Genomic DNA, 26,330 nt, shown 5'->3' with positions numbered 1-26,330 from the left:
TGAAATGTCTGCTTTTCTGGTGGATAATTACCGTAAAAAACTTTTTTAAATTCTCCCTTTTGACTATAAAAGGCTGAACTGTTACAATAAGGGAGTAAAGGAAGAATGTATATTCTTCACATTTTGATACTTATATGGTACAATAAACTATACATGAGGCTATAAGAGGAGGAAGATAGATGACCAGAGAGCAGGCACATGACATCTTAATGAAATATATGAAGGGTGAGCATTATATCACTCACTCCTATGCGGTAGAAGCGATTATGAGAGGACTCGCCAAGCGCCTTGCGCCAGACGATGTGGAGTACTGGGGGATTGTAGGGCTTCTGCATGATCTTGACGAGGAACAATGTGATTGGCAGCATGACCTAAGTGTACATGGACCGACATCTGTAGAAATCTTGAAAAAAGAAGGAATCGAGGACAAGGTACTGTTCGACGCTATCTGCGCACATAATCCGAAGAGCGGGGTAAAGGCGAAGACGAAACTCCAGTATGCGATTCTTTCAGCTGATCCGATGAGCGGATTCGTGAAAGCGGTTGCCCAGATTTATCCGGATAAGAAGATTGCAAGTGTGAAGCATAAGTCCGTGATGAAGCGGTTCAATGAGATGAGATTCGCGGCAGGAGCGAACCGGGATTATATGGAAGCGATTGAGTTCACAGGATTGAGTCTGGATGATCTGATTGATGTTGCGCTGGAAGAGATGGGCGCGATTGCAGACGTACTGGGATTATAGACTAGATTATTCTACTTGTAAGATGTTCTCGTGCGGGTAAATGGCACATGGAGGTGTAGAAGATATAGACGGCTATATTGATATGCACTGTCATATACTGCCGGGAGTGGATGAATGGGCAAGGCGCAGAATTAGAGTGGTCTATTGGAAACAGTGGAAGAATTTAGTAGTTTGTGAAAACTAGGAAACCGCCGTGTACGGGACCGTACGCCACAGTGGTGTGAGAGGTCGGCTAATCAACGAATGGTTAGCCTCCTGCTCGATTCTTAATATAGATTAAGACCTGTCCTTTTCAAGTCCCACAAGGCGTTCTTTCATCTCATTAACTGCAGTCACTTCATCTTCTTTGCCTTTATCGCTAAAGTAGGATAATACTTTCTCTAAATAGGTCCAAACTGGTCTTAGAATGGAGGTGCGTTCTTCGGCAGAAAGATCCGGATTATTCGCAATATAATTAATAGAATTCCCACAGATCAGTTTCTTGGAATGAATAATCAGGTCAAAAGATATCGGTCCCGAGTTATGGTAGACTTCTAACCGCAATGCCAGTGCCTTTTTGTGGACATCAACAGAGTCTTTTAAGCGGTTCAGATAGAAGTAATCGGTTCCAATATTTTCATAGGTTTTAGCAATTAAGGCTTTGAGCGAATCCTGGGTCTCGTTCACAAGGATTCCTTGCAGCATTTGTTGGCGAAGTGTCAGTGATGCTATATGTTTTTCGAGAGCAGTATGGAAATGTTGCTGTTGTTCGCTTTTTTCTGTGGTGGTCTTTCCTTTGTTGAGATAGTATGCGCCCATATTTCCCAGAATCTTGGATTCTATAATTATCTTCTGTTCTAATTCTTCTGGGACGGTTAGGTGCAGGGTATCTAGTTTTTTCTTGGCTTCCGTCAGCATGAGATAGCCTTGTTCTTTATATGCCATGTCTGGAGCGGCAAGTATAATTGTGTAGGCATAGCCGCTTTGCTTCTCTATGTAGCGTAATTCGTCCATCGCAGAAGCAGCCTTGGGATAGTTCGGCAGATTCCTGGTGAATTCTTGCGCTATTTTAAGGTTTCTTGCGAAATCTTTCGTGTTGTCGAATACGTCAGATGCAAGATAGATCATGTTGAGGAGTCTCTGGTCGTATTTACTGTGCAGTATTCTATATGCTTCATATGCCAGTTCGGCATAGGGTTGGGCTTCATAACAGTCTGTGTTGTGTTTTGTCCGTAATGTCTGATCAAGATTATTGCAATAAGTTCTGCAGTTTTCAATCGTTATTTGTAATCTCTTATATAATACTTCTCGGACTAATGGATGTAGAAATAGTCTTCGCTGATTATCATTACAAGTGCTCTGAATCCAATTGCGTCTGATGAGTTGCTGCAGTCCATTGATCTGTTGCTGATTCAGATCGGTCAATTCGCAGAATGCATGACGAGGAAGTCCATCTAAGGGCAGCAGAATGGCATTGCGGATTACGCTTAATTGAGGCTCTTCTTTTATAATGGAATCCTTTTGGAAGAGATGATCAATATGGCTGAAGATTGTCCGGTTCTCGTTGTCCGGATTCAGCACTTCTAACTGATTGTCTATGGTTTTTAGTTCCTTGATCTCTTCAATCAGAGCAGCGATATTAAGGGTATCATTTTCTTCTAATTGGCATGCATATAGTATCATTGCCATCGTGTTGTAGCGAAGCAATGAGCAGAGCGATTCGATCTGTTCATCGGCTATGTCCTGCCTGGTATAATAGTGATAGAATACATCTCTCCAGTTTTCGAGAGGATGGACTTTCGTACTGTCGCGAAAATCAATTCTCGTTGTGATAATAATAGGGATGTTGAGTTCTTTTAATGCCTGGAAGGCAGGACTGTCCAGTTCGGTAAAACACAGGTTCGCGTTATCGTGTGCATTGGGACTGTTGCGTATCAGTTCATCGTCGTCGAAATTGTCAATGAGTAGGATGCTTCCGGTCTCTTCTCGCAGTAATTCTATGATAGTGTTGTATTTTTCGGCATAATTCTTCGGGGCTTTCTCGGAAATTAGGCGTATATTACAGATTGTGTTGTAAAAATCTTTCTGAAATGATACAAATATTATCTTGCCCTGATATCTTTCATTGGCGTAGTATCGGGCGAGCGTAGTCTTGCCAATTCCTGCGGTACCAGACAGAAATAGAATATGATTATCCGCAAGGGCATCGTCTATTGCTGACAGTTCATGGCCTCTTCCATATACTTTAGTTGTGGCGCTTTTGTTTTGTTTATACAGCCGGGGGTTTTGAGGACTGTGCAATGCTTCTAATCTTGCAAGCCGCTGGGACAGGGTGTGATGCTCTAAGGCATTCCGAAGATTCGTATATTTGGATTTCTTAAGAACCTTTTGGAATTCTTCGGTGAATGATTGGCAGAGGCGGCAGATATCCTGCGGAGTCCCATGTTGGGTAATATAACTGCCTGTTTTTTGGACTTTTTCCTGTATGCTGAGCGTATTGATATCTGAAATATGGAATATAGGGATTCGCAGATCCTGTAATATACGCTGGTATGTCTCTGGAAGATTAGAGTGTGTCATGTTCTGCAGCGTCTCACGGACTGCTTTGTCCAAATCGGCATCAATGTCTGCCATAGTGTTATCTTTTAGATAATTGATAAAAATATTCGCCAGGGGATTGATGGCGCCTAGAGTAGAAGAAAATATAGGATTGTCTGCAATGGTTACAATAAGATTGACTGCCAGGTCTTTGATGTCCTGTGTGTTTAGGGTGACATCGTGCTGGTTTAGGGTGACGTTTACATCTTGCATAAGCAACCTCCTCATAAGTAATGAGTTTGGAATAGAAGTATATTCGTTACGAATAAGAAACCAATTATATTATATCATATTTTGGAGGGAGCGGGGTGTATGGGAAATTGATAAGCGGGTGTAGGAACGGAGAAGGCGGGCTGTCTGAGAAAACGGAGCAGAGGATAATGCGTATGTCCTGACCGATGATTCCGGGTGAGGATGTCAATGCTTGAATAAAGACTGAATAAACGACAAAAATAAGGATAAAATGTCGAAATATATAGTAAAATATGATAAAATAATTATGGTTAATCAATGGTAAGGGAGCAAAAAGCAAGGTTTTGCTTTGTTTTCTTGCCGTTTTTTTATTTCTGAAAAAATTCTGCAAGATTCAAACATTATTTATCAATGCTGTATAGCAATCAAAAGGGGAAACACGATGTCATTGGTTACATATTTATTCAAGATTAGGGAAAAAGAAGATTTTGCAAGATGCAGTAATTTCTTGCATAAGTTTTATATCCATGAGCCTCTGGGTCAGGAAGAAACAGAAAAAGTATATTTTAGAATTATCGAACCGGAGCAATCGGGAAGTAAAAAGAGAATTTATGATGTACTGGATCAAAAAGAAAAGTTTAAGGAGATTAAGCGCCCAATTCAGAATTTCCGTACAGAGTATGACTTGCTATTCATAATTTATATTGATGCACAGTTGATGGATGAGATTGTTATGTACCAGGATCTCATATTAATACAGTCATTCTATAAGGAACTACCGCTATACTGCGTGATAGAGGGAGATAGAGCCTTTTATCATAAACTTTCGCAGTATCTGTTCTCGGCTATCAGGGAAATGGAATTGGGAGATAAGATCTTCTATCTGGATAAGGAAGATAAGTATCTCAAGAGAATGCAGGAGAATAACGTACAGTTGTCAACTAGTTTTTTTCCGTTACTGTTGATAAATAGACAGAATCTAAGCAGGCTGAAAGAAAGATGTATTGTGCAGTTAGGAGAAGGGGTCGCGAAGAATATACTTCTGAATAAGATGTATGATAGTTCTGAATCGGCGCAATGGCATGAGTTGACAGGAATTGTCAAATTATTTTATGCGAATAGAGGAGTGTTTAGTGAGATTCGTGGGCAGGATTTATTCGATATTGTCACTCGGGTAGATACTTTGAGTTTAATCCTGCTGACATATTCTATGAAGAATCTGGCAGATTGGCATAAGAGTATAGATGAGAGAGAATTAAAGAAGTATATTGATACCATTCATCAGTATGCGAATGCATGTTATCAGTTATTGGAGAATATATTGTTTCATTCAGATGCCGGATGGGGAGCATTATCTGTGCGTATACATAGACCTGGTGAAGAGTCTGACAGCAAATATCTGAAGGATTATTATGGGATAACTGATATGGAAACGCCATTTTTTGAACTGATTATTCGGGATTACTCTGGCAAAACGTTGTCAGGAAATATAGCAGAACATTTCTTGGAACAACTGAAGGAAGATGATCAGGAGATGTTTCGGGGATTGAATCCAGAGAATTTGTTCTGCAGTTCGTTGGGAGAGCATGATGAATTTGAAGAGACGTGGAAAGACTTCTATTGTAATCCGGATAATATAGGCAAACATTTTGGACTGCGAATCTTTCAGCGGGTAATATCAGAATATGAAGGATACTTTAAGGCGGAAAGTCATCGCCAATATCAGTGGGAGGCGGGAGATGGTTATCATTATCATCTGTCTGAAGACATGATGGATGAGTATGTGATGCCGGGAACTGCATACTACATTCTTCTCCCGTTGAAGAACATGCAGCAACAGATTTTTGATACAGTTATGACTCAAGAGTATGGGAATTGGCTGTGCAATAAACCGGAAGAGTTATTTCGCTTGCAGGCATATCCATTTGCAGAGTTTAAACAAGGAATTGCGTTTGAATATCAGAGTGAAAAAGAACAGTACATTCAGGCTATGGCTTCGCGAATGAAGAAATTTATGGAGAAAAAAACGAATGCGGTTCTGTCTATAGATGTAACAGAAGAGGAAAGTCGTTTGGCAGAATTATATGTAAAGACGTTAATCATAACTCTTTATGCATTACAAGAAAAACTATATGTCATAATATACGGATGTACGCAGGAATTTATTGATCAATTCGTGGGAGTAATGAAGGAATTGTATGATATTAATCTGGAAGCAATGTTTGATGGATGCGATTCTCAGATAATATTGATATCTAATTCTTATGGTGAAACTGTTTTTGTGCCAGGAAATATCAGAAAGACGGATGGGATGAATCTGTATATTAGCCGGATGAAAGGTGTGGAATGTGGTACGCTGATTCGACCATGGGATTATAAGGAAGATATTACCGAGTTCGCATCATCCTATATTCCGGCAGATGTATTGGTGCAAAGAAACGGGAGGACTTTATTTCAAGAGTGTGTTGACGGTATCCTGAAGGGGGATATACAGAAGGAGAAGTTTGGTTGCAAAATATGTGATACTCATATGCGTTTGGGTTCGACAATTCATATTAATCATTTCTTTGAGGCGGAGATTCTGCTCGGTGTGAAGTATTTTAGAACGCGATTTGCGTTTTTAATTCTTAGAGATATGTTTGATATTCTGAAAAAGGAGCAAAAGATTACTTTATATGGATATGCTTCATATTCAGAACCTCTTTTGGTGGAACTGAAGAATGCAATCGGGATGCTGGATCGCAAGATAGATGTAGATTATATTGTGTTAGAGCGGGAAGAGGAGCGAAGAGGTCTATCGCACACAGATAAGATACGGTATAGCAGGCAGGAGCAGAAGACCGAGAAGAATAGAAAGAGGAAATATATAGTCATAGTCCCGATCAATTCGACATTGAAGACGCATCAGCGTCTGATTAATCTTTTGAAAGAAGAAGAGAAAGAGTTTGAGAAGAGTGACGTTATTAAGAATTATGCTTTGATTCTTGTTGGAACTGAGAAGGAGAATAATTACTGGAAGCGTGTGGGGGATCACGAACTGGAGTGTAAGATAGAAGAGATTCGACCTCTTCCACAATACTATATAGATATCAATATAGATTATTTTGAGCCGATGACCTGCTCGCTTTGTTTTTCGGATAATCCATTGCTTGAAGAACCGTTGGTAGAGACAAATGCGGCATCTACGATTCCTAATCAGGCATTTGGGATTGTAAAAGATGATAGATTTAATGGAAGAAACTTGAAGAATATATCAGAAATCATACGGCGAGAAGAAGAGAAATTAGCTGTGCTGGAAGATTGCTTCTGGTATGGGCACTACCAGAGGAATGACGGGCATTATCTGTATTACTGCCGCACTGACAGGCTGGTGACCATTGCTGCGCGGCAGATTCAAGAATCGTTGGGAGAGTGGCGGAAGAACTTTAAAGTGTCTGAGAATGAGTATCATATCTTAGTGGTTCCGATGCATTTTAGCAATTGTGGATTTGTGGAGATGGTAAATGACAAGATATTCGCGGGAATGGCCTCCATATTAAGGATTGATTTTAATAAGGAATTCAGAAGCAATGCGTATACGAAGTTCTCGTACATCCGACAGTATATCCAACAGTTGAGCGGAAAGGATGAGGCATATGTCAAGTTCCACTTTGTTGATGACAGTATCATTACAGGCAGAACTTACTTTCGGGCCAAAAGTTTAATGGAGTCTATCACGGATATGGGGAGCCAGTTTTGTAAGAATGTTCATGTTCGGATATTCGACCGTATTTTTGTGCTGGTGGATCGCAATTCCAAGGACACGAAGAGTCAGTATATTTCATCAGAAGTGGACAGAGACTGTCTGGATGATTATTATTACACTTATTTGCAACTGGAGATATCCAGTCTGCGTAATTATGGGGATTCCTGTGTGATATGTAATCTGTATCAGGAGGCCGAACTATTGAATAGGACAGCATCTACGAAGGTTGTGGAAGATTATTGGAAGAATGGCAAGGAGAAGTTCGGCTTAAAATCAATCGAAGAGAGACGAGGCGATGAGGAAAATGCCGAATATCAGAAACGAGCATTTAGAAGATTGTTGACAACGCATATTGTGAAAGTATTATTGCGAGAATTAGGATATAATCATCAAAAAGAGAATGCATTAAAGATATTCCTGGGGCTTTTGAAACAGGATTGGGTGATGCGTACGGATAAGGAAGAGGCTTTTGAATATTTCATCTCATATCTGAAAGTAATCTCCAGACCATTTCTGGTATTCGACAAGGCGGTAAAAGAGGCAATATTTGATATTCTGCTGAATATCATCTGCTCTATCATAGACAAAGACTATGACTCTATGGAGAAAAAGCGTGAATGGAAGAAGAAGGAGGTAAAGAAGTCATGGGAGAAGATCCGGGAAGATATATTGAATTCTTTGAGTGATAAGCAGAAAAGGGATCTTGTAATGGCAGTTATGAAGCAGCTTACAGAACTAAAGAGTAATTACATTATAAGGCGGAGAAGTTTGGAATGCTTTTATCATTTTATAGATGAAAAGGGGGTTGAAGAATCTGAGAAAGAAGACTTTTGGCGAAGATATCTTATCTTAGTGAAGAGACTGACAGGAACAAGTTCTGATACCAGTAAGAGTTATTGGCTGGACCATATGCTCTACCGGGGGAGTGAATATGGAAAAGATCCGGAAGGCAGATGCGTTCTGTGGAATCCGGAGGTTAAGGAAATCGCTATTCTTGAGAACACGAGGAATTTCCGGGATGGGATAGATAAGATGTATGCAAGACTAAGCAGTCAGAGACATGAGACGGATGCATTAGAAGGATATATTGGGTGTTTAACGAATGAGGAGTATCATAATTTCTGCCTTGAGAAGATGATAGAACGGAAGAAGGAAGAACTAATTGTCTTGTCTAAGGAAGAATGCAGAGAACAGTTGAGGCATCTGTTGACAGAGAACAGTGCATGTACTGCTGGGAGAATGGAAAGTATATTTAGGCAGAGTGATGATAATAAGATGAGAGTTGAGATTTGTCAGAAGCAACTTCGAGTGCAGGATGATCTGATGAAAAAGATGGAGGCTGGGCTAGATATATTGAATAAGGAATACAGTCAGGAGGATTATCAGTATAAGAATTTCCAGGGATTCTGCGGGGAGATGGGATGGTTTCAGAATGGTCAGTATACTTCGGAGGGTATCTGCGAGATCGCAGGATGTCTGGGAATGAAGCGCTTATGTGAGAATGCGAGGAGAAGTAATGTGGAGACTCTTGAGAACTTAAGAGTGTTTGTCAATCTGGCATCAGAGATTCTGAATCATTGTCATGCGCAGTTTCTGATTGAATGCGAAAATAGTGCTGAGTATTATGCGGAACTGATTAACAAAGGATATCTGGACAAATGCGAGATGTTCGGAAAAGATGTGAATGATGCCAGGGTGATAGTAGATGTGAAGCGAAAGTATACTATGTTGGCGAGTTCAACAGGGTATTCGACTTATCTCGAGGATGCTATGCAGGAAATCTTAAATAAGGCAGAGGTTATGTTTAAGATTGAGAAATATGGATATTATCTCAGTAAGGAGTATTTTGTATGGAAATTAGGATATGAGAGCAAATTTCCGGCATATTTGTGTGCAAAATATGACTGGGATGAGGCTATGATCTACAGGGTCAGGAATCTGATGATGTTCAAGTGGGAACTGGAACATAGTATCTTCGATGTAAAGAAATCAGGATATCTGCATGAACTTGCGGTGGCACATAATCAACTGGAACTCTACAAGAGAAGGAAAAGCGTATCTCACACTGATTTGGAGAGAAGGCGAAACAAATTCCAGGCATTGGCCAGTGAGATTAATCAGCCGTCAGAATGTCCTAAGATAGAGACCTCGGAAGTCTTGAGCAGATCGGACGATATGCTGATTCTATTGGCGGATATGAGAGTGAGTGATATCTATAGGCAGAGTCTGAACCGTGAGTTCTACCAATCAGGAGATAAGTTCAAAGATGTGCGTTGGAGAACCAGGTGGAATACACTTTGGAAAGAAAGAGTGATCAGAGAGATTAATCAAAAGAAAGGCAATACTTATATTGAAAATGTAGAATCAGAAGTGTATGATAAGAGAAATGAGATTGCAGTAAGAGTATACATGGGCAATGCTATCCTTGATGAAGCGAAGGTGCCGGATGATGAGATATTGACTGCAACACATGATACAGTAGATGAATTATTTTCACTTCTGCTTGCGCTTGTTTTGAATCCGGGAAAGGAGAAGAGGGGTAGGAGGAATAAGGATGGCGAGATAGAGGTATATATTAGCAAGACGGAACATGATACCATCCGAATTGCTAATCCGACAGAGTGTGATGAGACAATTCTTCCCAAGATACGACGTGGATTAGAGCACGAGCCGATCCGAGGCGAGGAGGGGATTACTCTATGGAGTATGAATTGTTATTTGAAGCGTGTTAAGGTGGCATATGCACGGAAGTTTCTTCAAGAGGCTGGGAACAGTGAAGCAGAGATTGAGACAGTAAAAAGAAAAATTATGAAGTTGTTTGAGGATGAATATCAGATTAAGATTGATATGGTCGAACATGATAAGGAGAAATTCTTTTCGTGTGAGATACCTGTTCTTAGCAGGAAATATGAACAAGGAGAGGGTGAAAGGAGTCCATTATGAAAAAAGTGATATTATTAGAAGATAATCTGAAAGTGGCAGAGGAATTTATAGACCAGTTAATAGAATGGAAAGAAAAAGAAAAAAGGGATATAAAGATAGATAAAATGCTGTTTTATGAAGATACTCTGAACGCTGAGGAAGTAAAAGAACTAGAAGGAGTTCGGAGCATTTGCAACAAAGGTATAGATGTGGAGTGGGTAAATGTCATTAGTTTTGATTATGTAATGGATAATTTGTACAGTGATCCTGATAATCTGTTCATTTTTGATACTTATCTGCTGTCTGATGAAAGTTTTGTGTTCAAATATCGTGTTAATGTCGGTTATGCATTGCAGAAGATTAATGATAAGCGGATCTGGTTTTACACGAATGCGGGAGCGGATATTAAGGATAGTATAGATCGGATCTTTGGAGATATGGTTATAGAGACAGAACTTGAGGAAGGTCGGCATATGTTGCGTTTCATGGATAATAAGGAATTCGTTCAGAAGGTCGGGTAATATATATGGGGCAGAAAATGTACTATTACACATCGACGGATACGATGAGCAAGATATTAACCGGAGGGAATCTGTTTGCTACGAATCTGGGATATATGAACGATGCGCGGGAATATGTGCATGGGCTGAGAACTGTGAAAAAGACACTGCAGGAAAATGGGATCAATGTAGATGATATATTTTCGGAAGAGTATATAGAAGAGTATGCAAGCCGGGAAAAGGAACTTACGTATTTCTCCATCTCCTTTTGTGAGAATAATGATCTGCTTAGCCAGTGGACTACTTATGCCAAGGAATCTGGTGTCAGCATAGAGATGGACTTTACGGAAAACGAGGATGTGGAGTTCATGGTTAAGGATGATGAGAATCAGGAGATACGTATAAAAGCGCGTCCGGAGAAAATTCAATATGTAGAAAGCAGGTGGGGGAATCCCGGAGAGATAGATGAAGTGTGGAAGCGGTTTGATTCTTCTAAGATGTCTGAAAAGTATCTTAAAGAGATGGGAGAGAAGATTAGTGCATACATAAAGCAGTTTGATTTTGTTCAGGAGAATGAGTACAGAATTGCTTTTGACAATGCATCGATGGGATGCACGCCTAAGATTGATTATCGATCGGATAAGCATGTCTTGAAGCCATATATAAGTGTGGAATGCGTAGGAGGATGGCCGATCACTTCTATTATGGTGGGACCGGGGTTCAATCAGGACGTGGTACTACAGAGCGTAAGGTTTTTCTTGAATCATGCAAAAGTAAAGTCGAACAAATTGCTCACGCAAGGTCAGTGGAAGGAGCAGATTGAAGTGTATTTTATGAGTGGTGGCAATGAATTCATAGAGATTTGGAACGAGTTGAATAAAGATAAAAGTCTGAATGGCTTTGCTGAAAGATGGAAAGCGCTCGGGGATGATCCCAGAAAAGAGATGGATGAATATTGGAAACAACTATGGGTAGAGAAAGTGAGGCTGGCAGTTAAAAAGGGCATTGAAAAACGTGTGAATGGGCATGAATCTTCTGCAGAAAAATATCGAAAATTAGTAGGGGAGCATTTCTTTACGACGAGTGGCATTATTCTTAAAAAATCCGACATACCATATATTTATTAAAAGAGATATGCTGAGTATGGCTGATTAATGGCAAGGATAAATAGCAGAGTAAATCTGCTTTGTTTCCTTGCCATTTTATCTGTTGTAACAAGGGCGTCTGGGACTTTTGTCAATATATGTCGAACGATTCCAATCCTCCCAGTCTTGCCTTTTCCCTTCCAATATACTATACTTTTCCGGGAGTTGTCTGCAAGAGAAGCGCAGACGATTGGGAAGATGTACAATACTACTGCGAGGTAAAGCGTATATATACGGATATAATATAGAAGAAACGGAATAATATACGTCTGCAGAAGAGACTTGAGAAGAGTCTTGCAAGAAAGCAAAAGACGGGATATACTATTTGCCGTATTGAATTATTTGTACATGGCAGGATGATAAAAATAGAATGAATACATATTACAGATATTTTTGGAGGAACCAAATGAAAAAGATAATCTTTACTGTACTGCCTGTCTTATGGATGGCGCTTATCTTCATGTTTTCCGCTGCCCCGGCAGACGATTCAAGTGAGTTAAGCCTATCCGTAGGTTGTGTGATAGCAGATGTCTTTATCCCTGAATTCAGTGATTGGTCTGATGCCAGGCAGGAAGCGTTCATCGAGCGTATCGATTACCCGGTGCGCAAATGTGCCCATGCCTCAGAATACGCAGTTCTTGGAACTCTCTTAATGCCTGCGTTTCAAAGTTATAATAAGGATAGCAGGAAGGGGGATAAGAAGCGGTATAAGAAGGGCAGTTATGATAAGGGTGATTATAATAAGAAGAGTTGCCGGAAGAACAGTATGAATATCAGTATAAATATCAGAAAATCAATATACTACTCTGTCATCACAGGTGTCGCCTATGCCGCAAGTGACGAATTCCACCAACTCTTTGTCCCTGGAAGAGCCGGCAGGATAACGGATGTAATGATCGACAGCCTGGGACTTATGATGGGAATCCTTTTTGCATATATTCTTCTAATGCTATATGCCGGAAAACGGTCAAAATCAGGTGAAATCGCGTAAAAAAACAAGTAAAACCCCTTGACAACGCCAATATTTCGTAATACACTAATTTAGCGTGTATTGGAAAACGCAGTATTTTTGATGCGCGAAACCAATATTCATGCAAGATGAATAAGCAACTTATTATAATCGTAGGAGGTGAAAGAGAATGCCAACATTTAACCAGTTAGTAAAGAAAGGACGCCAGACATCTGTAAAGAAGTCTACAGCTCCAGCGCTTCAGAAAGGGTATAACTCTTTAAGAAAGAGAAGTACTGACGCATCTGCTCCGCAGAAGAGAGGTGTATGTACAGCAGTTAAGACTGCTACACCTAAGAAGCCTAACTCAGCACTTAGAAAGATTGCCAGAGTTCGTCTGTCTAACGGTATCGAAGTAACAAGTTACATCCCAGGAGAAGGCCACAACCTTCAGGAGCATAGCGTTGTTCTTATCCGTGGAGGAAGAGTAAAAGACCTTCCAGGTACAAGATATCATATCGTTAGAGGTACACTTGATACAGCAGGTGTTGCTAAGAGAAGACAGGCACGTTCCAAATACGGTGCTAAGAGACCAAAAGATGCTAAAAAGTAATTTCTTAGTGAATGCAAGCGCAAGCGCCGCGTGAACTTAGAGATTATTTTGTTCTTCTGAACGAAGTGAAGAAGAACTTCCATTTAGTAAGAATGTAGTCACAAACAGAACTATGATTAAGTAAGTTGCAAGGATATAGATACTATGTCCAGCACTACACATTATCATTAGAGAGACACATGTGAGTACCGATGAATTAATCAGTGTAACAAGAATTGCACAATAATGTTTAAGGAGGGAAGGACCGTGCCACGTAAAGGACATACTCAAAAAAGAGACGTATTAGCGGATCCATTATACAATAACAAAGTGGTTACGAAGCTTATCAACAACATCATGCTTGATGGTAAGAAAGGCGTAGCGCAGAAGATTGTATACGGAGCATTTGACAGAGTTGCGGCAAAATCCGATAAGCCGGCGATCGAAGTATTTGAAGAGGCAATGAACAACATCATGCCAGTACTTGAGGTAAAGGCAAGACGTATCGGTGGAGCAACATACCAGGTACCAATCGAAGTAAGAGCCGACAGAAGACAGGCTTTGGCACTTCGCTGGCTGACATTGTATTCTCGTAAAAGAGGAGAGAAGACAATGGAAGAAAGATTGGCTAATGAGATTCTTGATGCAGCAAACAACACAGGCGCATCAGTGAAGAAGAAAGAAGACATGCACAAGATGGCTGAAGCAAATAAAGCATTTGCTCACTATAGATTCTAGGAGGCAGCAATAATGGCTGGAAGAGAATATCCATTAGAGAGAACCAGAAATATCGGTATTATGGCTCATATTGATGCTGGTAAGACTACGCTTACAGAACGTATTCTTTACTATACCGGTGTAAACTATAAGATTGGTGATACTCATGAAGGTACTGCTACCATGGACTGGATGGAGCAGGAGCAGGAAAGAGGTATCACGATTACTTCTGCAGCTACAACATGTCACTGGACCCTTGAAGAAAACTGCAAGCCAAAACAGGGTGCGTTAGAGCATCGTATTAATATTATTGATACTCCGGGACACGTTGACTTTACCGTAGAGGTTGAGCGTTCGCTTCGTGTACTTGATGGAGCTGTAGGCGTATTCTGTGCTAAGGGTGGTGTTGAGCCGCAGTCAGAGAATGTATGGCGTCAGGCTGACACATACAACGTACCAAGAATGGCATTCATCAACAAGATGGACATATTAGGTGCAGATTTCTATAATGCCGTAGAGCAGATTAAGACAAGACTTGGTAAGAATGCAATCTGTCTTCAATTGCCAATCGGTAAGGAAGATGAATTCAAGGGAATCATTGACTTGATGGAGATGAAGGCTTATATCTACAATGATGATAAGGGCGATGATATTTCTATCATAGATGTTCCGGAAGACATGCAGGAGGATGCAGAACTCTACCGTTCAGAACTGGTTGAGAAGATCTGCGACCTGGATGATGATCTGATGATGGAATATCTGGAAGGCAATGAGCCATCCGTTGAAGATATGAAGAGAGTTTTAAGAAAAGCTACTTGCGAATGTTTGGCAGTTCCTGTATGCTGCGGTTCTGCTTACAGAAACAAGGGTGTACAGAAACTTTTGGATGCAGTTATTGATTACATGCCTGCACCAACAGACATCCCGCCGATCCAGGGCGTTGATGCGGACGGTAATGATGTTGTAAGACACTCTTCTGATGAAGAACCATTCTCAGCCCTGGCATTCAAGATTATGACAGACCCATTTGTTGGTAAACTGGCATACTTCAGAGTATATTCTGGTACAATGAACTCCGGTTCTTATGTACTGAATGCAACAAAAGGCAAGAAAGAACGTGTTGGACGTATCCTTCAGATGCACGCCAACAAGAGAGAAGAACTTAGCAAAGTATATTCAGGCGATATCGCTGCAGCAATCGGATTCAAGTTCACTACAACTGGTGATACAATCTGTGACGAGCAGCATCCGGTAATCCTGGAATCCATGGAATTCCCAGAGCCGGTTATCGAACTTGCTATCGAGCCTAAGACGAAGGCTTCCCAGGGCAAACTTGGTGAGTCTCTTGCAAAACTTGCGGAAGAAGACCCGACATTCCGTGCTCATACTGATCAGGAGACTGGACAGACAATCATCGCCGGAATGGGAGAACTCCATCTGGAGATTATCGTAGACAGACTTCTTCGTGAGTTCAAGGTAGAAGCTAATGTAGGCGCGCCTCAGGTTGCTTACAAAGAAGCATTTACCAAGGCTGTTGATGTTGACAGCAAGTACGCTAAGCAGTCTGGTGGACGTGGACAGTACGGACACTGTAAAGTTAAGTTTGAGCCAATGGACATCAATGGTGAGGAGACATTCCAGTTCGAGTCTACCGTAGTTGGTGGAGCGATTCCGAAGGAATACATTCCGAAGATTGGTGAAGGTATTGAAGAGGCTATGCAGTCTGGTATCCTTGGCGGATTCCCGGTTGTTGGTGTTAAGGCTAACGTATACGATGGTTCTTACCACGAAGTCGATTCAAGTGAAATGGCATTCCACATCGCTGGATCATTAGCATTCAAGGATGCTATGAAGAAAGCCGCTCCGGTACTTCTTGAGCCTATTATGAAGGTTGAAGTAACCATGCCGGAAGAGTACATGGGTGATGTTATCGGTGATATCAACTCACGCCGTGGACGTATCGAAGGTATGGATGACCTTGGCGGTGGAAAGATCGTTCGTGGATATGTTCCATTGTCAGAGATGTTCGGATACTCTACAGATCTTCGTTCCAGAACGCAGGGACGTGGTAACTACTCAATGTTCTTCGAGAAATATGAGCCAGTACCGAAATCTGTACAGGAAAAAGTATTATCGAATAAAAATGCTTAATTAAATAGTAAAAAGGCTTGAAAAACTGCATGATTTGAAATATAATCAGAGTTAGCCGAGTAAACGTAAATATAATAACATGCCTATAAAGGCGCTATAATAAGGAGGATATTCAAAATGGCAAAGGCTAAATTTGAAAGAACAAAACCACATTGTAATATCGGTACAATCGGTCACGTTGACCACGGTAAAACAACTTTAACAGCTGCTATCACCAAGACTCTTGCAGAAAGAGTTGCTGGTAACGCTGCAGTAGATTTCGAGAACATCGATAAGGCTCCAGAAGAGAGAGAGCGTGGTATCACAATTTCTACAGCTCACGTTGAGTATGAGACAGAGGCTCGTCATTATGCACACGTTGACTGCCCAGGACATGCTGACTACGTTAAGAACATGATCACAGGTGCTGCTCAGATGGATGGTGCTATCCTTGTAGTAGCTGCTACTGATGGTGTTATGGCTCAGACAAGAGAGCACATCCTGCTTTCTCGTCAAGTAGGTGTTCCTTACATCGTTGTATTCATGAACAAATGTGATATGGTTGACGATGAAGAACTTCTTGAATTAGTAGAAATGGAAATCCGTGAACTGTTAGATGAGTATGAGTTCCCAGGAGATGATACTCCGATTATCCAGGGATCTGCTCTTAAGGCTCTTGAAGATCCATCAGGAGAGTGGGGAGACAAGATCATGGAACTCATGGATGCAGTAGATAGCTACATTCCAGATCCACAGCGTGCAACAGATCAGCCATTCCTGATGCCTGTAGAGGACGTATTCTCTATCACAGGTCGTGGAACAGTTGCTACTGGTAGAGTAGAGCGTGGTGTTCTTCATGTATCTGACGAAGTTGAGATCGTTGGTATTCACGAGGAGACAAGAAAGACTGTTGTAACAGGTGTTGAGATGTTCCGTAAGCTTCTTGATGAGGCTCAGGCTGGTGATAACATCGGTGCTCTTCTTCGTGGTGTTCAGAGAACAGAGATCGAAAGAGGACAGGTTCTTGTTAAACCAGGTTCTGTAACATGCCACAAGAAATTTACAGCTCAGGTTTACGTTCTGACAAAAGATGAAGGTGGACGTCATACTCCATTCTTCAACAACTATCGTCCACAGTTCTACTTCAGAACAACAGACGTTACAGGTGTTTGTAATCTGCCAGAAGGCGTAGAGATGTGTATGCCTGGAGATAACGTAGAGATGACTATCGAACTGATTCACCCAGTTGCTATGGAGCAGGGACTTCGTTTCGCTATCCGTGAAGGTGGTAGAACAGTTGGATCAGGAAGAGTTGCTACAATCATCGAGTAATCTTTGATTAGTTATTGCAATTAAATGAATTTATTCCCAGAAACCAGAGTTTCTGGGAATTTTTAAAAACAGAAAAAATAGTGAATACAAAGAAAAAGCCGATGGGAATTTATTCCTGTCGGCTGTCTGTGATAATAATTCAATAACAAAATTTGTGATTATTATTAGATTATGCGAAAAGATTGAATGTATTTAATCGAAAAAAACATAGGATTTAATTCCGCTGAACTTTTCCACTCGATTCCAAAGTGTGTTTTTAGAATCTTTTTCTTATTGGTTCAGTCCAATATAAATGACAAGATTCCAAATATGTTTCTTTGCCGATTTCAGTTACAATAAGTCGTTTCATTTCAAGTTTCATCTGAAGATATGCATCTGTATATTCAACAGAATCTATTTTAATTCTTTTTTTAAGCCTCTTTGAGAGGAATATGTATATCCATATTGTAATAGATATTCGCAGTCTTTAATAACTTTTCAGAATCCTCGCTCTTTTTCATAGACATTTTTAAACTGGCACCACTTCTTAATGATTTTATAAGTTTCGAAAAAAGCCTGGTGTACTATCGAAAATAAAATTTGCAAATACATACTAACAAAATGAGAATGAAACGCAGAAAAGCCTATTTTATTCTGAAACAGTTAAATGAAGAATTGGTGAAGAAAATGGCAACAATTCAGTTGTAATAATAATATTGTCATTGTGGAAAAATGCAAAGATGATTTGTAAAGGGATATATCCAAATAACAAAGAGATTGTGAGGGCATTTCTGATTGAGATGGATGGAGACTTTACATAAAAGAATTTGAAGCGGAGTGTATTATCGCTTGTTTAAATTTCTGATGCTTAATGAGGATTTCTCTAGACAAAAGAGGAATTGCAGAAGTATAATAATCTGAAAAAGAAAGGGGAGATTTTTATAAGAGAATCACCTGAAAAATTTAAATTAGAAGACTCAACGATATGGTCTTTTCCAGAACGAGGAAACTGGGCAACACATTCAGGAAAATATCGGGGAAATTGGTCACCGTATATTCCAAGAAACATCATTCTAAGATATTCGAAAAAGAATGATTGGATATTAGATCAATTCTTAGGCAGCGGAACAACATTAATTGAAGCAAAATTATTAGGAAGAAATGCTATTGGTATTGATATCAATTCTGATGCCGTCAAATTATCTGACACAAATCTTAATTTTACTTGTCGAGAAACATCAAAAATTTTCACAAAACTGGGTAACGCAAACGATTTATCATTTATTAAAGATAAGAGCATAGATTTAGTGTGTACACATCCACCATATGCAGATATCATACGATATAGCGAAAATATAGAAGGTGATATTTCACATCTAAGATACGAGGATTTTTTGGAGTCGTTGGAAAAGGTTGCTGCAGAATCTTTTCGTGTACTAAAGAAAAGTGGCATATGTGCATTTATGATTGGGGATATACGAAGGAGGGGATATGTTTTACCCTTGGGAATGAATGCTATGCAGAAATTTATTGACGCAGGATTTAAACTTAAAGAAATTATCATAAAAGAACAACATAATTGTCAAGGTACAAAATACTGGAGGGAAATAGACAAAACATTTCTAATGTTGGCTCACGAATATATTTTTATATTAGAAAAGGTAAATGTAATGAAGAGATGTAAGAGTATACAGTGATAGTAGGGATGGTTAAAAAGAAGGAGATACCGCAATAATTAGAGGTATCTCCGGATATAAGGCAACAGACTACCATGTAAGTAATAATTTGTCGTGTACAACTTCGTCTTTCATGGTTTCACCAGCATTTTGTAGGCGATCGATCATAGATGTTCCACAATTAATAGAAATTTCACGTTCGAATAATCCTAGGGGTGGAGTGATTGAGATGTCTTTTTTGCTGGATTCTCTTGTTCCGTTAATAGATAACATTACATAGGCACCTTTAGCCTTACACTCTGCAATTTTTTTAAATAAGTTCTCGATGTTAAACGTTTGGGCACCATAGATAATGCTTTGACTGTGGGTATATGGAGGGTCGCAATAGATTACGTCTCTAGGCTGTGCATTATCCATACATTGATCAAATGACATAGTTGTAAAAGTAGATCTCGTTATAAGATCGTGCCAAAGATCTACTCGTTTAGAAAAGGTTTCAGGATTTATAGGTCTGTGTGGACCTTTAGGAGTAGACATATAGCCATCAGCTTTTCTAAAACGGATTATGCCTGAGTAACAAGTTCTTGATAATAAACAGAAATCGAGAGCATTATGATTATTGTTAAATCTATCTCGAATTTCATTATATTTGTTGGTTGGATTTAAATAGTATTCGGCTATTTCTTTATCGTAATAATCTTTGATTTGATTTGGATCATTTTTAACTATGTTAAAAATATCAATCAAAAAAGGTAATATATCACTAGCGTAAGAATGATTAAATTTCGGAACTCCAGTTGTGTTGCTTTGATATAATAATTGGGCCATAACAGCACCACTGCCTAAAAAAGGTTCATAATAATTATTAAATTGTTGTGGCATATATGAAATGATGGTTTCGGCAAAACGTTGTTTATTGCCTATCCATTTTAACAATGCTGGTACTTTTGCCATTTTCTTCAATCCTCACATGTAACTCATAGTCTGTAGACTCAAAGTCTACAGTGTTATTATAATGTAATCATCTGGAGGTGTCAAGCTATGAAGGAAGAAATACGTGTTGCTTATGGTAAAGCGGTAAGGTCAATAAGACAAAATAAGAAAATTTCACAAGAGGAATTAGCTGATATTTGTGGTTTACATAGGACATATATAAGTGACATAGAGCTTGGCAAACGTAATGTGTCTTTAGAAAATATTGATAAAATTGCTCATGCATTGCAAGTGAAAAAATCGGAAATATTTGTTGAGGTGGAACAGTATGAAGGCATTTAAGGAATTTAAAAGAGAGGATAAGTCATTTTGGTTTTTTATTCGATTTATCAGTGAAAAACTGGGATATTCAAAGAAGGGAGTTGTCCTTACTTATACAGTAGAACAGATAGAGAAACTTTGTGAAAAAGAAAGAATAGAGGTTTCGCCCGATAGAGTCAATAAAGCTGTTTTATATTGTGATATGCGTGCTAAACTGTTAAATAATATTATTGAAAAAAATTTAATGGATGTGGAAGAAGCAAAACAAATTTTTGAGGAAATGCGTAACAGCGGAAAGTACAAATGCAAACTGATTATGAATAAACAGAGAAAAGAAATCAAAAAAGTAAATTATTTTACTGCAATTATTACAATGCTTGCTGAAGAGGTTCTAGGTGGAGATGAAGAGTTTAATCCTGATCCGAGAGGACTTGTGTATTTGTTGAATAATCGAAAAATTATAGGAGCATCTTCGCGAAGGTTTGATGGAGCTTATCCATCTATTTATAATCCTAAGATTGTGTGGGAAATAAAAGAATATTACTATTCGAAATCATTTGGAAGTAGGGTAGCCGATGCAGTTTATGAAGCAGAACTTGATGGATATGAATTTAATGAAATATATGACAGAACTGGTCAGCAGGTATACCATGTAATGTTTATTGATAGCCATTATACATTTTGGGAGCAAGGCAAATCGTATCTTTGTCGGTTCATCGATACACTCAATATGGGGCTTATTGATGAATTGATTGTAGGAAAAGAAGTGCTTACAAGATGGAAAGAGGTTCTTAAGGAATTTGAAGATATGGAGCAGACGAAATAGAAGTTGGGTATGTAATATGGATATTTTAAAAGACCAACTAATTGTATCGGCGTATTTGAACGAGAAAATATGTGGAATCCGTGAAATATCTGTATTTCAACTCACGAAATACCGCCCATTTAGACACCGTAATACGCAGGTCTGATATCGTGAAGGCGGTAAAAGAGTGAGTTGCTACAATTACAGAGTAATCTTGATTTGACAGCATAATAATGCATAAACTGCCGGGAGATTTTAGTCTTCCGGTTTTTTGATATGTAGATATCAATATCTAGAAAAGAAATTTGCAATCATACTATATTATCGTTATAATTGTCCTTAAGACAGAGATAAAACAGAATGCTACTATTAGCACTTCTAAATTCGTAAAAGGAGACGATGAATATGAAAAGATCTAGAATTAATGAAGTAATCAAAGATATGGATAACCTAAGAAAAGAACATGGTTTTGAACTGCCTCCTTTCGCAGACTGGACAGCAGAAGACTGGCAGAGCATAGGTCATGAATATGACGAGATCAGGGAGAACCAGTTAGGATGGGATATCACAGATTATGGCCTTGGACAGTTCGAAAAAATAGGTCTGGCATTATTCACAATCCGCAATGGTAATCAGAAGATGCCGGAAAAATATCCGAAGCCTTACGCTGAGAAACTCTTGATGTTATATCCTGGTCAGGTTGCTCCGATGCATTTCCACTGGAACAAGATGGAGGATATCATCAACCGGGGAGGCAATGACCTGCACATTACGGTTTACAATGGAGAAAAAGATGGCAGTATGCTGGATACGGATGTAACGATCTATACAGATGGAAAGACGGAGACGGTATCGGCAGGTGCCACAGTGATTCTGACGCCGGGAGAGAGTATCACATTGATGCCATATACGTATCATGAGTTCACAGTGCCAGAGACAGGCGGAGCAATTCTGCTGGGGGAAATCTCTATGTGTAATGATGATGAGAATGACAACTGCTTCTATGAAAAGATGGGACGTTTCCCGGCGATTGAGGAAGACGAGAAAGCCTATCGGCTGCTTTGCAATGAATATCCAGAGGCGTAGCAAGATGATTGAAATACTGCAAGTAACGAAATGCTTTGAACATACGAAAGCGCTGAACAGTATTACCCTCTTTATCCCCAGGGGCAAAGTCTTCGGTCTGCTTGGTACGAATGGAGCAGGAAAAAGTACGCTTCTTAGAGTAATTGCAGGAATTCTGGAATGTGACGAGGGAGAGATTCGAATAGACGGAGCGACAAGTTATGACGATCCCAAGACCAAAGCAAAGTTCTTCTACCTTCCGGATGATCCCTACTATTTCCCAGGGGCGACCATGGCACAGATGACGGAGTTCTACGGCAGACAGTATCCTGCTATGGACAAAGAAGGCGTGAATTATATGGCTGATAAGTTGGGGCTGGATGTCAGACGCCCGATACGGACATTTTCCAAAGGAATGAAGCGACAGGCGTTTCTGATTATGGCACTGTGTGCCAATACAGAGTATCTGTTGTGTGATGAGGTGTTCGATGGGCTGGATCCCGTTGTGACCGAAACGATGAAGAATCTTTTTCGCAAGGAAATGAAGGAACGGGAATTGACAGTTGTAGTTGCAGCACATAAGTTACAGGATCTGGAAGATTTCTGTGAGGAGATAGGGATCTTGCATCGAGGTGGGGTGCTGCTTTCTGGGGATATGCGGGAGAAAGGCAGCGATATCCATAAGTTTCAGTGTGTATTTGATATTGACCGGGAAGTATGTGCGGATCAGCAATCTGTCGTGCAGGGCGAAGAGGCAATGCAGACGAGAGAAGCGGAACTTAGAAGGCATCTGGACATTGTAAAATACCGGGAAGAAGGATGCTTTGTTACGATTATTGCAAGAGGTGAAGAAAACGATATCTCAGAAGTACTCCGCCAGAGAAGCCCTGTATTTTATAAGGAAGTTCCGATGAGTCTGGAGGAAATATTCATTGCGGAAATGGAGGCGGCTGATTATGACATCCAGAAGGCTTTACAATAATTGGATCAGAGAAGCTGGGCGAGGACATATTGCGGCAATCCTTTCGTGGGGAGGATTCTTTGCTTATTTCGTATTAAAGATAATGGCGCTTTCTTATGATACAGAGTATGTTTTCTTTGGAATTGGCAGCGGGGAACTGTATTATCTGTGCGCCGGATTAGGAATCGGGCTGGCGTTTACGGAATTCTCCTATCTTTTTCAGGGAAAAAAGCAGGACTTTTACTATAGTCTTCCGGTGAAAAAAAGCACGATATTCTGGAGTCGGTATATGCATGGGATATTACTGTTCGTCATTCCTTTTATACTGACGCAGATTGTCTGCACTTTGTTTGAAGCCAGCCGGGATCAAGGATTTGCCCTGTATGCGTGGACCTATTTTGTTCGCAGTATCGGAATGTTTCTGCTGATATTTTTGCTGTTTTATCATTTGAGCATACTTGCTGTTGTAGTGTCAGGCAAGGTGGTAGCGGCAATTGTTGTGGTGATGGTGCTGATCTTCTATTTTCAGGTGTTGATACAGAATGTTTTACAAGGCTTCGCAAGATCAATTTTCCAAAGTTATTACCGAATACCGGTATTGGAAGAAATGCAAAACGTGCTGACACCGGGGAAATTGACGGGAAAACTGGCAGGAACACATTTGTTTGAGAAAAAAGAGGTGCTGGATTATCTGCCGGAAACCGGGCAGATCGGCGCGGCGATTATCTGGGTGATATTGCTGATGGTGCTGGCAGTGATAGCGCATCGCGGCAGAAGGACTGAGATGACGGGAAGAGTATTCGTCTCCAGCGCGGTGGAACGGATCTTCGAAGGTTTTGTATCTGTACTGGCGGGTCTGTTCTTTGGAAAAATGCTTATGGATATGCTGGATATTATCGGACGCGGTATGGCAGTTGTGGGCATTTTCTTATGTGGAGCCGGAATGATCGGAACGATGTTCGTTCATCTGTGTGTAGAATGGCTGGTAAGGATATCTTGCGGGGATGTGAAGGTTAGGAATCTGGCATCACGCAGGAGGAAGCAGATGGCGTTTGAGGGGATGGCAGTATGTATGATTGCGTTGGCGTTTCTTGGGTACAGGCATTACTTTGATTATTTTCTTCCGGAGAGCGCTGACCTTGATGGTGTGGCAATCAGCGTAAACGGACTGGATATGGAGGAGGACCAGTATAGGAGGTCTTCCATGAATCAGAATCATACTGTGGATAACTATGTCACGGAAGAGCGTCTGAAACGGTACTTGCTGAAGAGGGATGGCATGACGGCGGGGATGGAATGGCTGGCAGAGATAGTAGAAAGAGAAGACAATGGGATCGGAAACGGAGTGGAGACGGCTGTGGTCTGTTACCATATGAAGGATGGAAGCAGGCATTATCGTAGATATGCAGTAGATTTGGATGCGTTGGATGCATTTTCTCATGTGTATGAGACGGCGGAATACAAAGAGAAGGCGTATCCGTTTATAGAGAATGAAACGTTATCAAAAGAGAGGATTACCTGGACGGATGGGGTAACGGATACGGTATTGAAATTATCCGGACCGGATAAATGTGAATTCCTTAAGGCGTATCAGCGGGATGTGTCTAAGATGAAGATGGCAGACCTTAAGGGGAATCTTCCGATTGGGAACGTGAGGATAGATTCGGAAGCAGAAGGAATCCATGAGGAAGCTGTGGTCTATTCGTTTTTTGTGGAAACGAATGAATTCCTTATAGAGCATGGGATTGATGTGGGTCGGACGCTGAGAGATTATCGGATTATTTCCATAAAAATTCAGACAACTACATCCGTGCCGGCAGGACATGTAGGAGGTGCTTTGGTCCGATTCTATGATGAGGCAGATGAGATTGCCAAGTGGGCAGAGACGTTGGTGCCAGAAGAACTTGCGATTCAGCCGGTTCTGTGTCCGGCAGATACCTCGATTCAGGCAGAGGTTGAGATTGAAGAGGAAGATACGAGTTCGACGACCGTGATAAAATGTTATAGCAGAAAGTGAATGTATGGGAAGCAGAGTGTATGAGCGGTGAAAAACAGGGGGAGATGTTGGATGTGGAGATGTTGGATGTGGAGATGTTGGATGTGGAGATGTTGGATGTGGAGATGTTAGATGCAGAGTTTGTAATTATCGGAGCGGCGATTATCGATGTGCTGGTCCGGCCTGTAAGTGAAGAAGTGTTTCAGACGGGTTCCTGTGCGGCGGAGGATATTCGTATGTCGCCCGGAGCGGATGCGCTGAATGAGGCAACTATACTGTCGCGAATGGGGAAAAAGGTTCGGTTGGAAACCGTGATTGGGGATGATAAAGCCGGACGTTATCTTATGGAGCATTGCCGGGAGAATGGAATAAAGGTTTCAGAAGATTGCGTGAAGGAGGGGCTGGTGACTGGAATTAACGTGGTGCTGGTGCAGGAAGATGGCAGGAGGAATTTCCTGACGAACCCCAAAGGAAGCCTGCGAAGCCTTGGTCTTAAGGATATCCGTATGCCATTTCCTAAGAGTGCAGGTATTGTCTGTTTTGCCAGTATATTCGTATTCCCACAACTGAAAACGGAAGAACTTGAGGCCATATTTGCCCAGGTAAAACGGGAGAATAAGATTCTTTGCGCAGATATGACCAAATGTAAGAGTCAGGAGACGGCAGAAGAGATGGCTCCTGCGCTTCGGTATGTGGATTACCTGCTGCCAAATGATGAAGAAGCAATGATTCTTACCCAGACAGATACCGTGGAACAGGCTGCCGAAGTATTATGCAGCACAGGCGTGAGCAACGTTGTGATTAAGTGTGGAAAACAAGGCTGTTATGTGCGAAATATTCGGGAGAATATTAGAATGTGGGTTCCGGCAGTCCCTGATGTCAAGTGTGTCGATACGACAGGGGCAGGGGATAGTTTTGTGGCAGGATTCCTCTATGCGCTTTCGGAGGGAAAGGGCATCCGAGAGTGCGCGGAGTATGCGAACCTGTGCGGCAGTAAGGCAGTGCAGGTCATGGGCGCTTCCGAATGGATATGATTGGAAGTCGGATATA

Annotated in this window: 18 protein-coding genes; 16 read left to right on the top strand and 2 right to left on the bottom strand. The window is 40.7% G+C overall.

From position 1 onward, the window contains the following. The first annotated feature begins 179 nt into the window (after positions 1-179). Positions 180-743: an HD domain-containing protein gene (locus tag ACQRBN_RS06960; protein WP_427738269.1), complete on the top strand. Its 564-nt coding sequence runs from the start codon at positions 180-182 to the stop codon at positions 741-743. Positions 744-1,019: 276 nt separating this feature from the next. Here ACQRBN_RS06960 and ACQRBN_RS06955 read toward each other — a convergent pair whose 3' ends face one another. Beyond that, on the bottom strand, positions 1,020-3,533 hold the full coding sequence (locus ACQRBN_RS06955; protein ID WP_427738268.1) for an AAA family ATPase: 2,514 nt from the start codon (positions 3,531-3,533) through the stop codon (positions 1,020-1,022). 421 nt (positions 3,534-3,954) lie between these two features. Here ACQRBN_RS06955 and ACQRBN_RS06950 point away from each other — a divergent pair, with 421 nt between their 5' ends. From ACQRBN_RS06950 to ACQRBN_RS06910, 9 genes are all read left to right on the top strand, one after another. Continuing rightward, the gene (locus tag ACQRBN_RS06950; protein WP_427738267.1) at positions 3,955-10,200 is read left to right on the top strand and encodes a hypothetical protein; all 6,246 of its coding nucleotides are present in this window, start codon (positions 3,955-3,957) and stop codon (positions 10,198-10,200) included. Continuing rightward, positions 10,197-10,700 carry a hypothetical protein gene (locus ACQRBN_RS06945; RefSeq protein WP_427738266.1) on the top strand — a complete coding sequence of 168 codons (504 nt, stop codon included), beginning with the start codon at positions 10,197-10,199 and terminating at the stop codon, positions 10,698-10,700. The genes ACQRBN_RS06950 and ACQRBN_RS06945 overlap by 4 nt, the downstream gene beginning before the upstream one ends. Positions 10,701-10,705: 5 nt before the next feature. Continuing rightward, the gene (locus ACQRBN_RS06940; protein ID WP_427738265.1) at positions 10,706-11,806 is read left to right on the top strand and encodes a hypothetical protein; all 1,101 of its coding nucleotides are present in this window, start codon (positions 10,706-10,708) and stop codon (positions 11,804-11,806) included. A gap of 424 nt (positions 11,807-12,230) precedes the next feature. Then, positions 12,231-12,815, top strand: coding sequence for a VanZ family protein (locus ACQRBN_RS06935; RefSeq protein ID WP_427738264.1), 585 nt, complete (start codon positions 12,231-12,233; stop codon positions 12,813-12,815). Between the two features lie 148 nt (positions 12,816-12,963). Further along, the gene (rpsL, locus tag ACQRBN_RS06930) at positions 12,964-13,386 is read left to right on the top strand and encodes a 30S ribosomal protein S12 (RefSeq protein ID WP_159755614.1); all 423 of its coding nucleotides are present in this window, start codon (positions 12,964-12,966) and stop codon (positions 13,384-13,386) included. A gap of 246 nt (positions 13,387-13,632) precedes the next feature. Next, complete coding sequence (gene rpsG / locus ACQRBN_RS06925; protein ID WP_427738263.1) at positions 13,633-14,103, top strand: 30S ribosomal protein S7; 471 nt, start codon at positions 13,633-13,635, stop codon at positions 14,101-14,103. A gap of 12 nt (positions 14,104-14,115) precedes the next feature. Further along, entirely contained in the window at positions 14,116-16,233 is a 2,118-nt protein-coding gene (gene fusA, locus ACQRBN_RS06920) for an elongation factor G (RefSeq protein ID WP_427738262.1), read from the top strand. A gap of 117 nt (positions 16,234-16,350) precedes the next feature. Next, complete coding sequence (tuf, locus tag ACQRBN_RS06915) at positions 16,351-17,544, top strand: elongation factor Tu (protein ID WP_427738261.1); 1,194 nt, start codon at positions 16,351-16,353, stop codon at positions 17,542-17,544. Positions 17,545-18,422: 878 nt separating this feature from the next. Beyond that, positions 18,423-19,220, top strand: a complete 798-nt coding sequence (locus ACQRBN_RS06910) for a TRM11 family SAM-dependent methyltransferase (protein ID WP_427738260.1) — start codon at positions 18,423-18,425, stop codon at positions 19,218-19,220. A gap of 69 nt (positions 19,221-19,289) precedes the next feature. Here the strand turns inward: ACQRBN_RS06910 and ACQRBN_RS06905 are convergent, their stop codons facing one another. Further along, the gene (locus ACQRBN_RS06905; protein WP_427738259.1) at positions 19,290-20,153 is read right to left on the bottom strand and encodes a DNA adenine methylase; all 864 of its coding nucleotides are present in this window, start codon (positions 20,151-20,153) and stop codon (positions 19,290-19,292) included. Positions 20,154-20,240: 87 nt separating this feature from the next. Between ACQRBN_RS06905 and ACQRBN_RS06900 the strand changes: the two genes are divergently transcribed. From ACQRBN_RS06900 to ACQRBN_RS06875, 6 genes are all read left to right on the top strand, one after another. Next, positions 20,241-20,474: a helix-turn-helix domain-containing protein gene (locus ACQRBN_RS06900; RefSeq protein ID WP_427738258.1), complete on the top strand. Its 234-nt coding sequence runs from the start codon at positions 20,241-20,243 to the stop codon at positions 20,472-20,474. Then, complete coding sequence (locus ACQRBN_RS06895; RefSeq protein WP_427738257.1) at positions 20,461-21,279, top strand: DUF7687 domain-containing protein; 819 nt, start codon at positions 20,461-20,463, stop codon at positions 21,277-21,279. Before ACQRBN_RS06900 ends, ACQRBN_RS06895 begins: the two co-directional genes overlap by 14 nt. A 384-nt stretch (positions 21,280-21,663) precedes the next feature. Beyond that, complete coding sequence (locus ACQRBN_RS06890; RefSeq protein WP_427738256.1) at positions 21,664-22,344, top strand: D-lyxose/D-mannose family sugar isomerase; 681 nt, start codon at positions 21,664-21,666, stop codon at positions 22,342-22,344. 4 nt (positions 22,345-22,348) lie between these two features. Further along, positions 22,349-23,305: an ABC transporter ATP-binding protein gene (locus ACQRBN_RS06885; protein ID WP_427738255.1), complete on the top strand. Its 957-nt coding sequence runs from the start codon at positions 22,349-22,351 to the stop codon at positions 23,303-23,305. Continuing rightward, positions 23,280-25,301 carry a DUF6449 domain-containing protein gene (locus tag ACQRBN_RS06880; RefSeq protein WP_427738254.1) on the top strand — a complete coding sequence of 674 codons (2,022 nt, stop codon included), beginning with the start codon at positions 23,280-23,282 and terminating at the stop codon, positions 25,299-25,301. The genes ACQRBN_RS06885 and ACQRBN_RS06880 overlap by 26 nt, the downstream gene beginning before the upstream one ends. Before the next feature lie 20 nt (positions 25,302-25,321). Beyond that, on the top strand, positions 25,322-26,314 hold the full coding sequence (locus ACQRBN_RS06875; protein ID WP_427738253.1) for a carbohydrate kinase family protein: 993 nt from the start codon (positions 25,322-25,324) through the stop codon (positions 26,312-26,314). Positions 26,315-26,330 lie beyond the last annotated feature (16 nt).

Origin of the sequence: Bariatricus sp. SGI.154, from assembly GCF_050313795.1 — a bacterium.
GTDB lineage: Bacteria > Bacillota > Clostridia > Lachnospirales > Lachnospiraceae > CAMBRQ01.
This window is presented reverse-complemented; position numbering and strand designations above follow the sequence as displayed.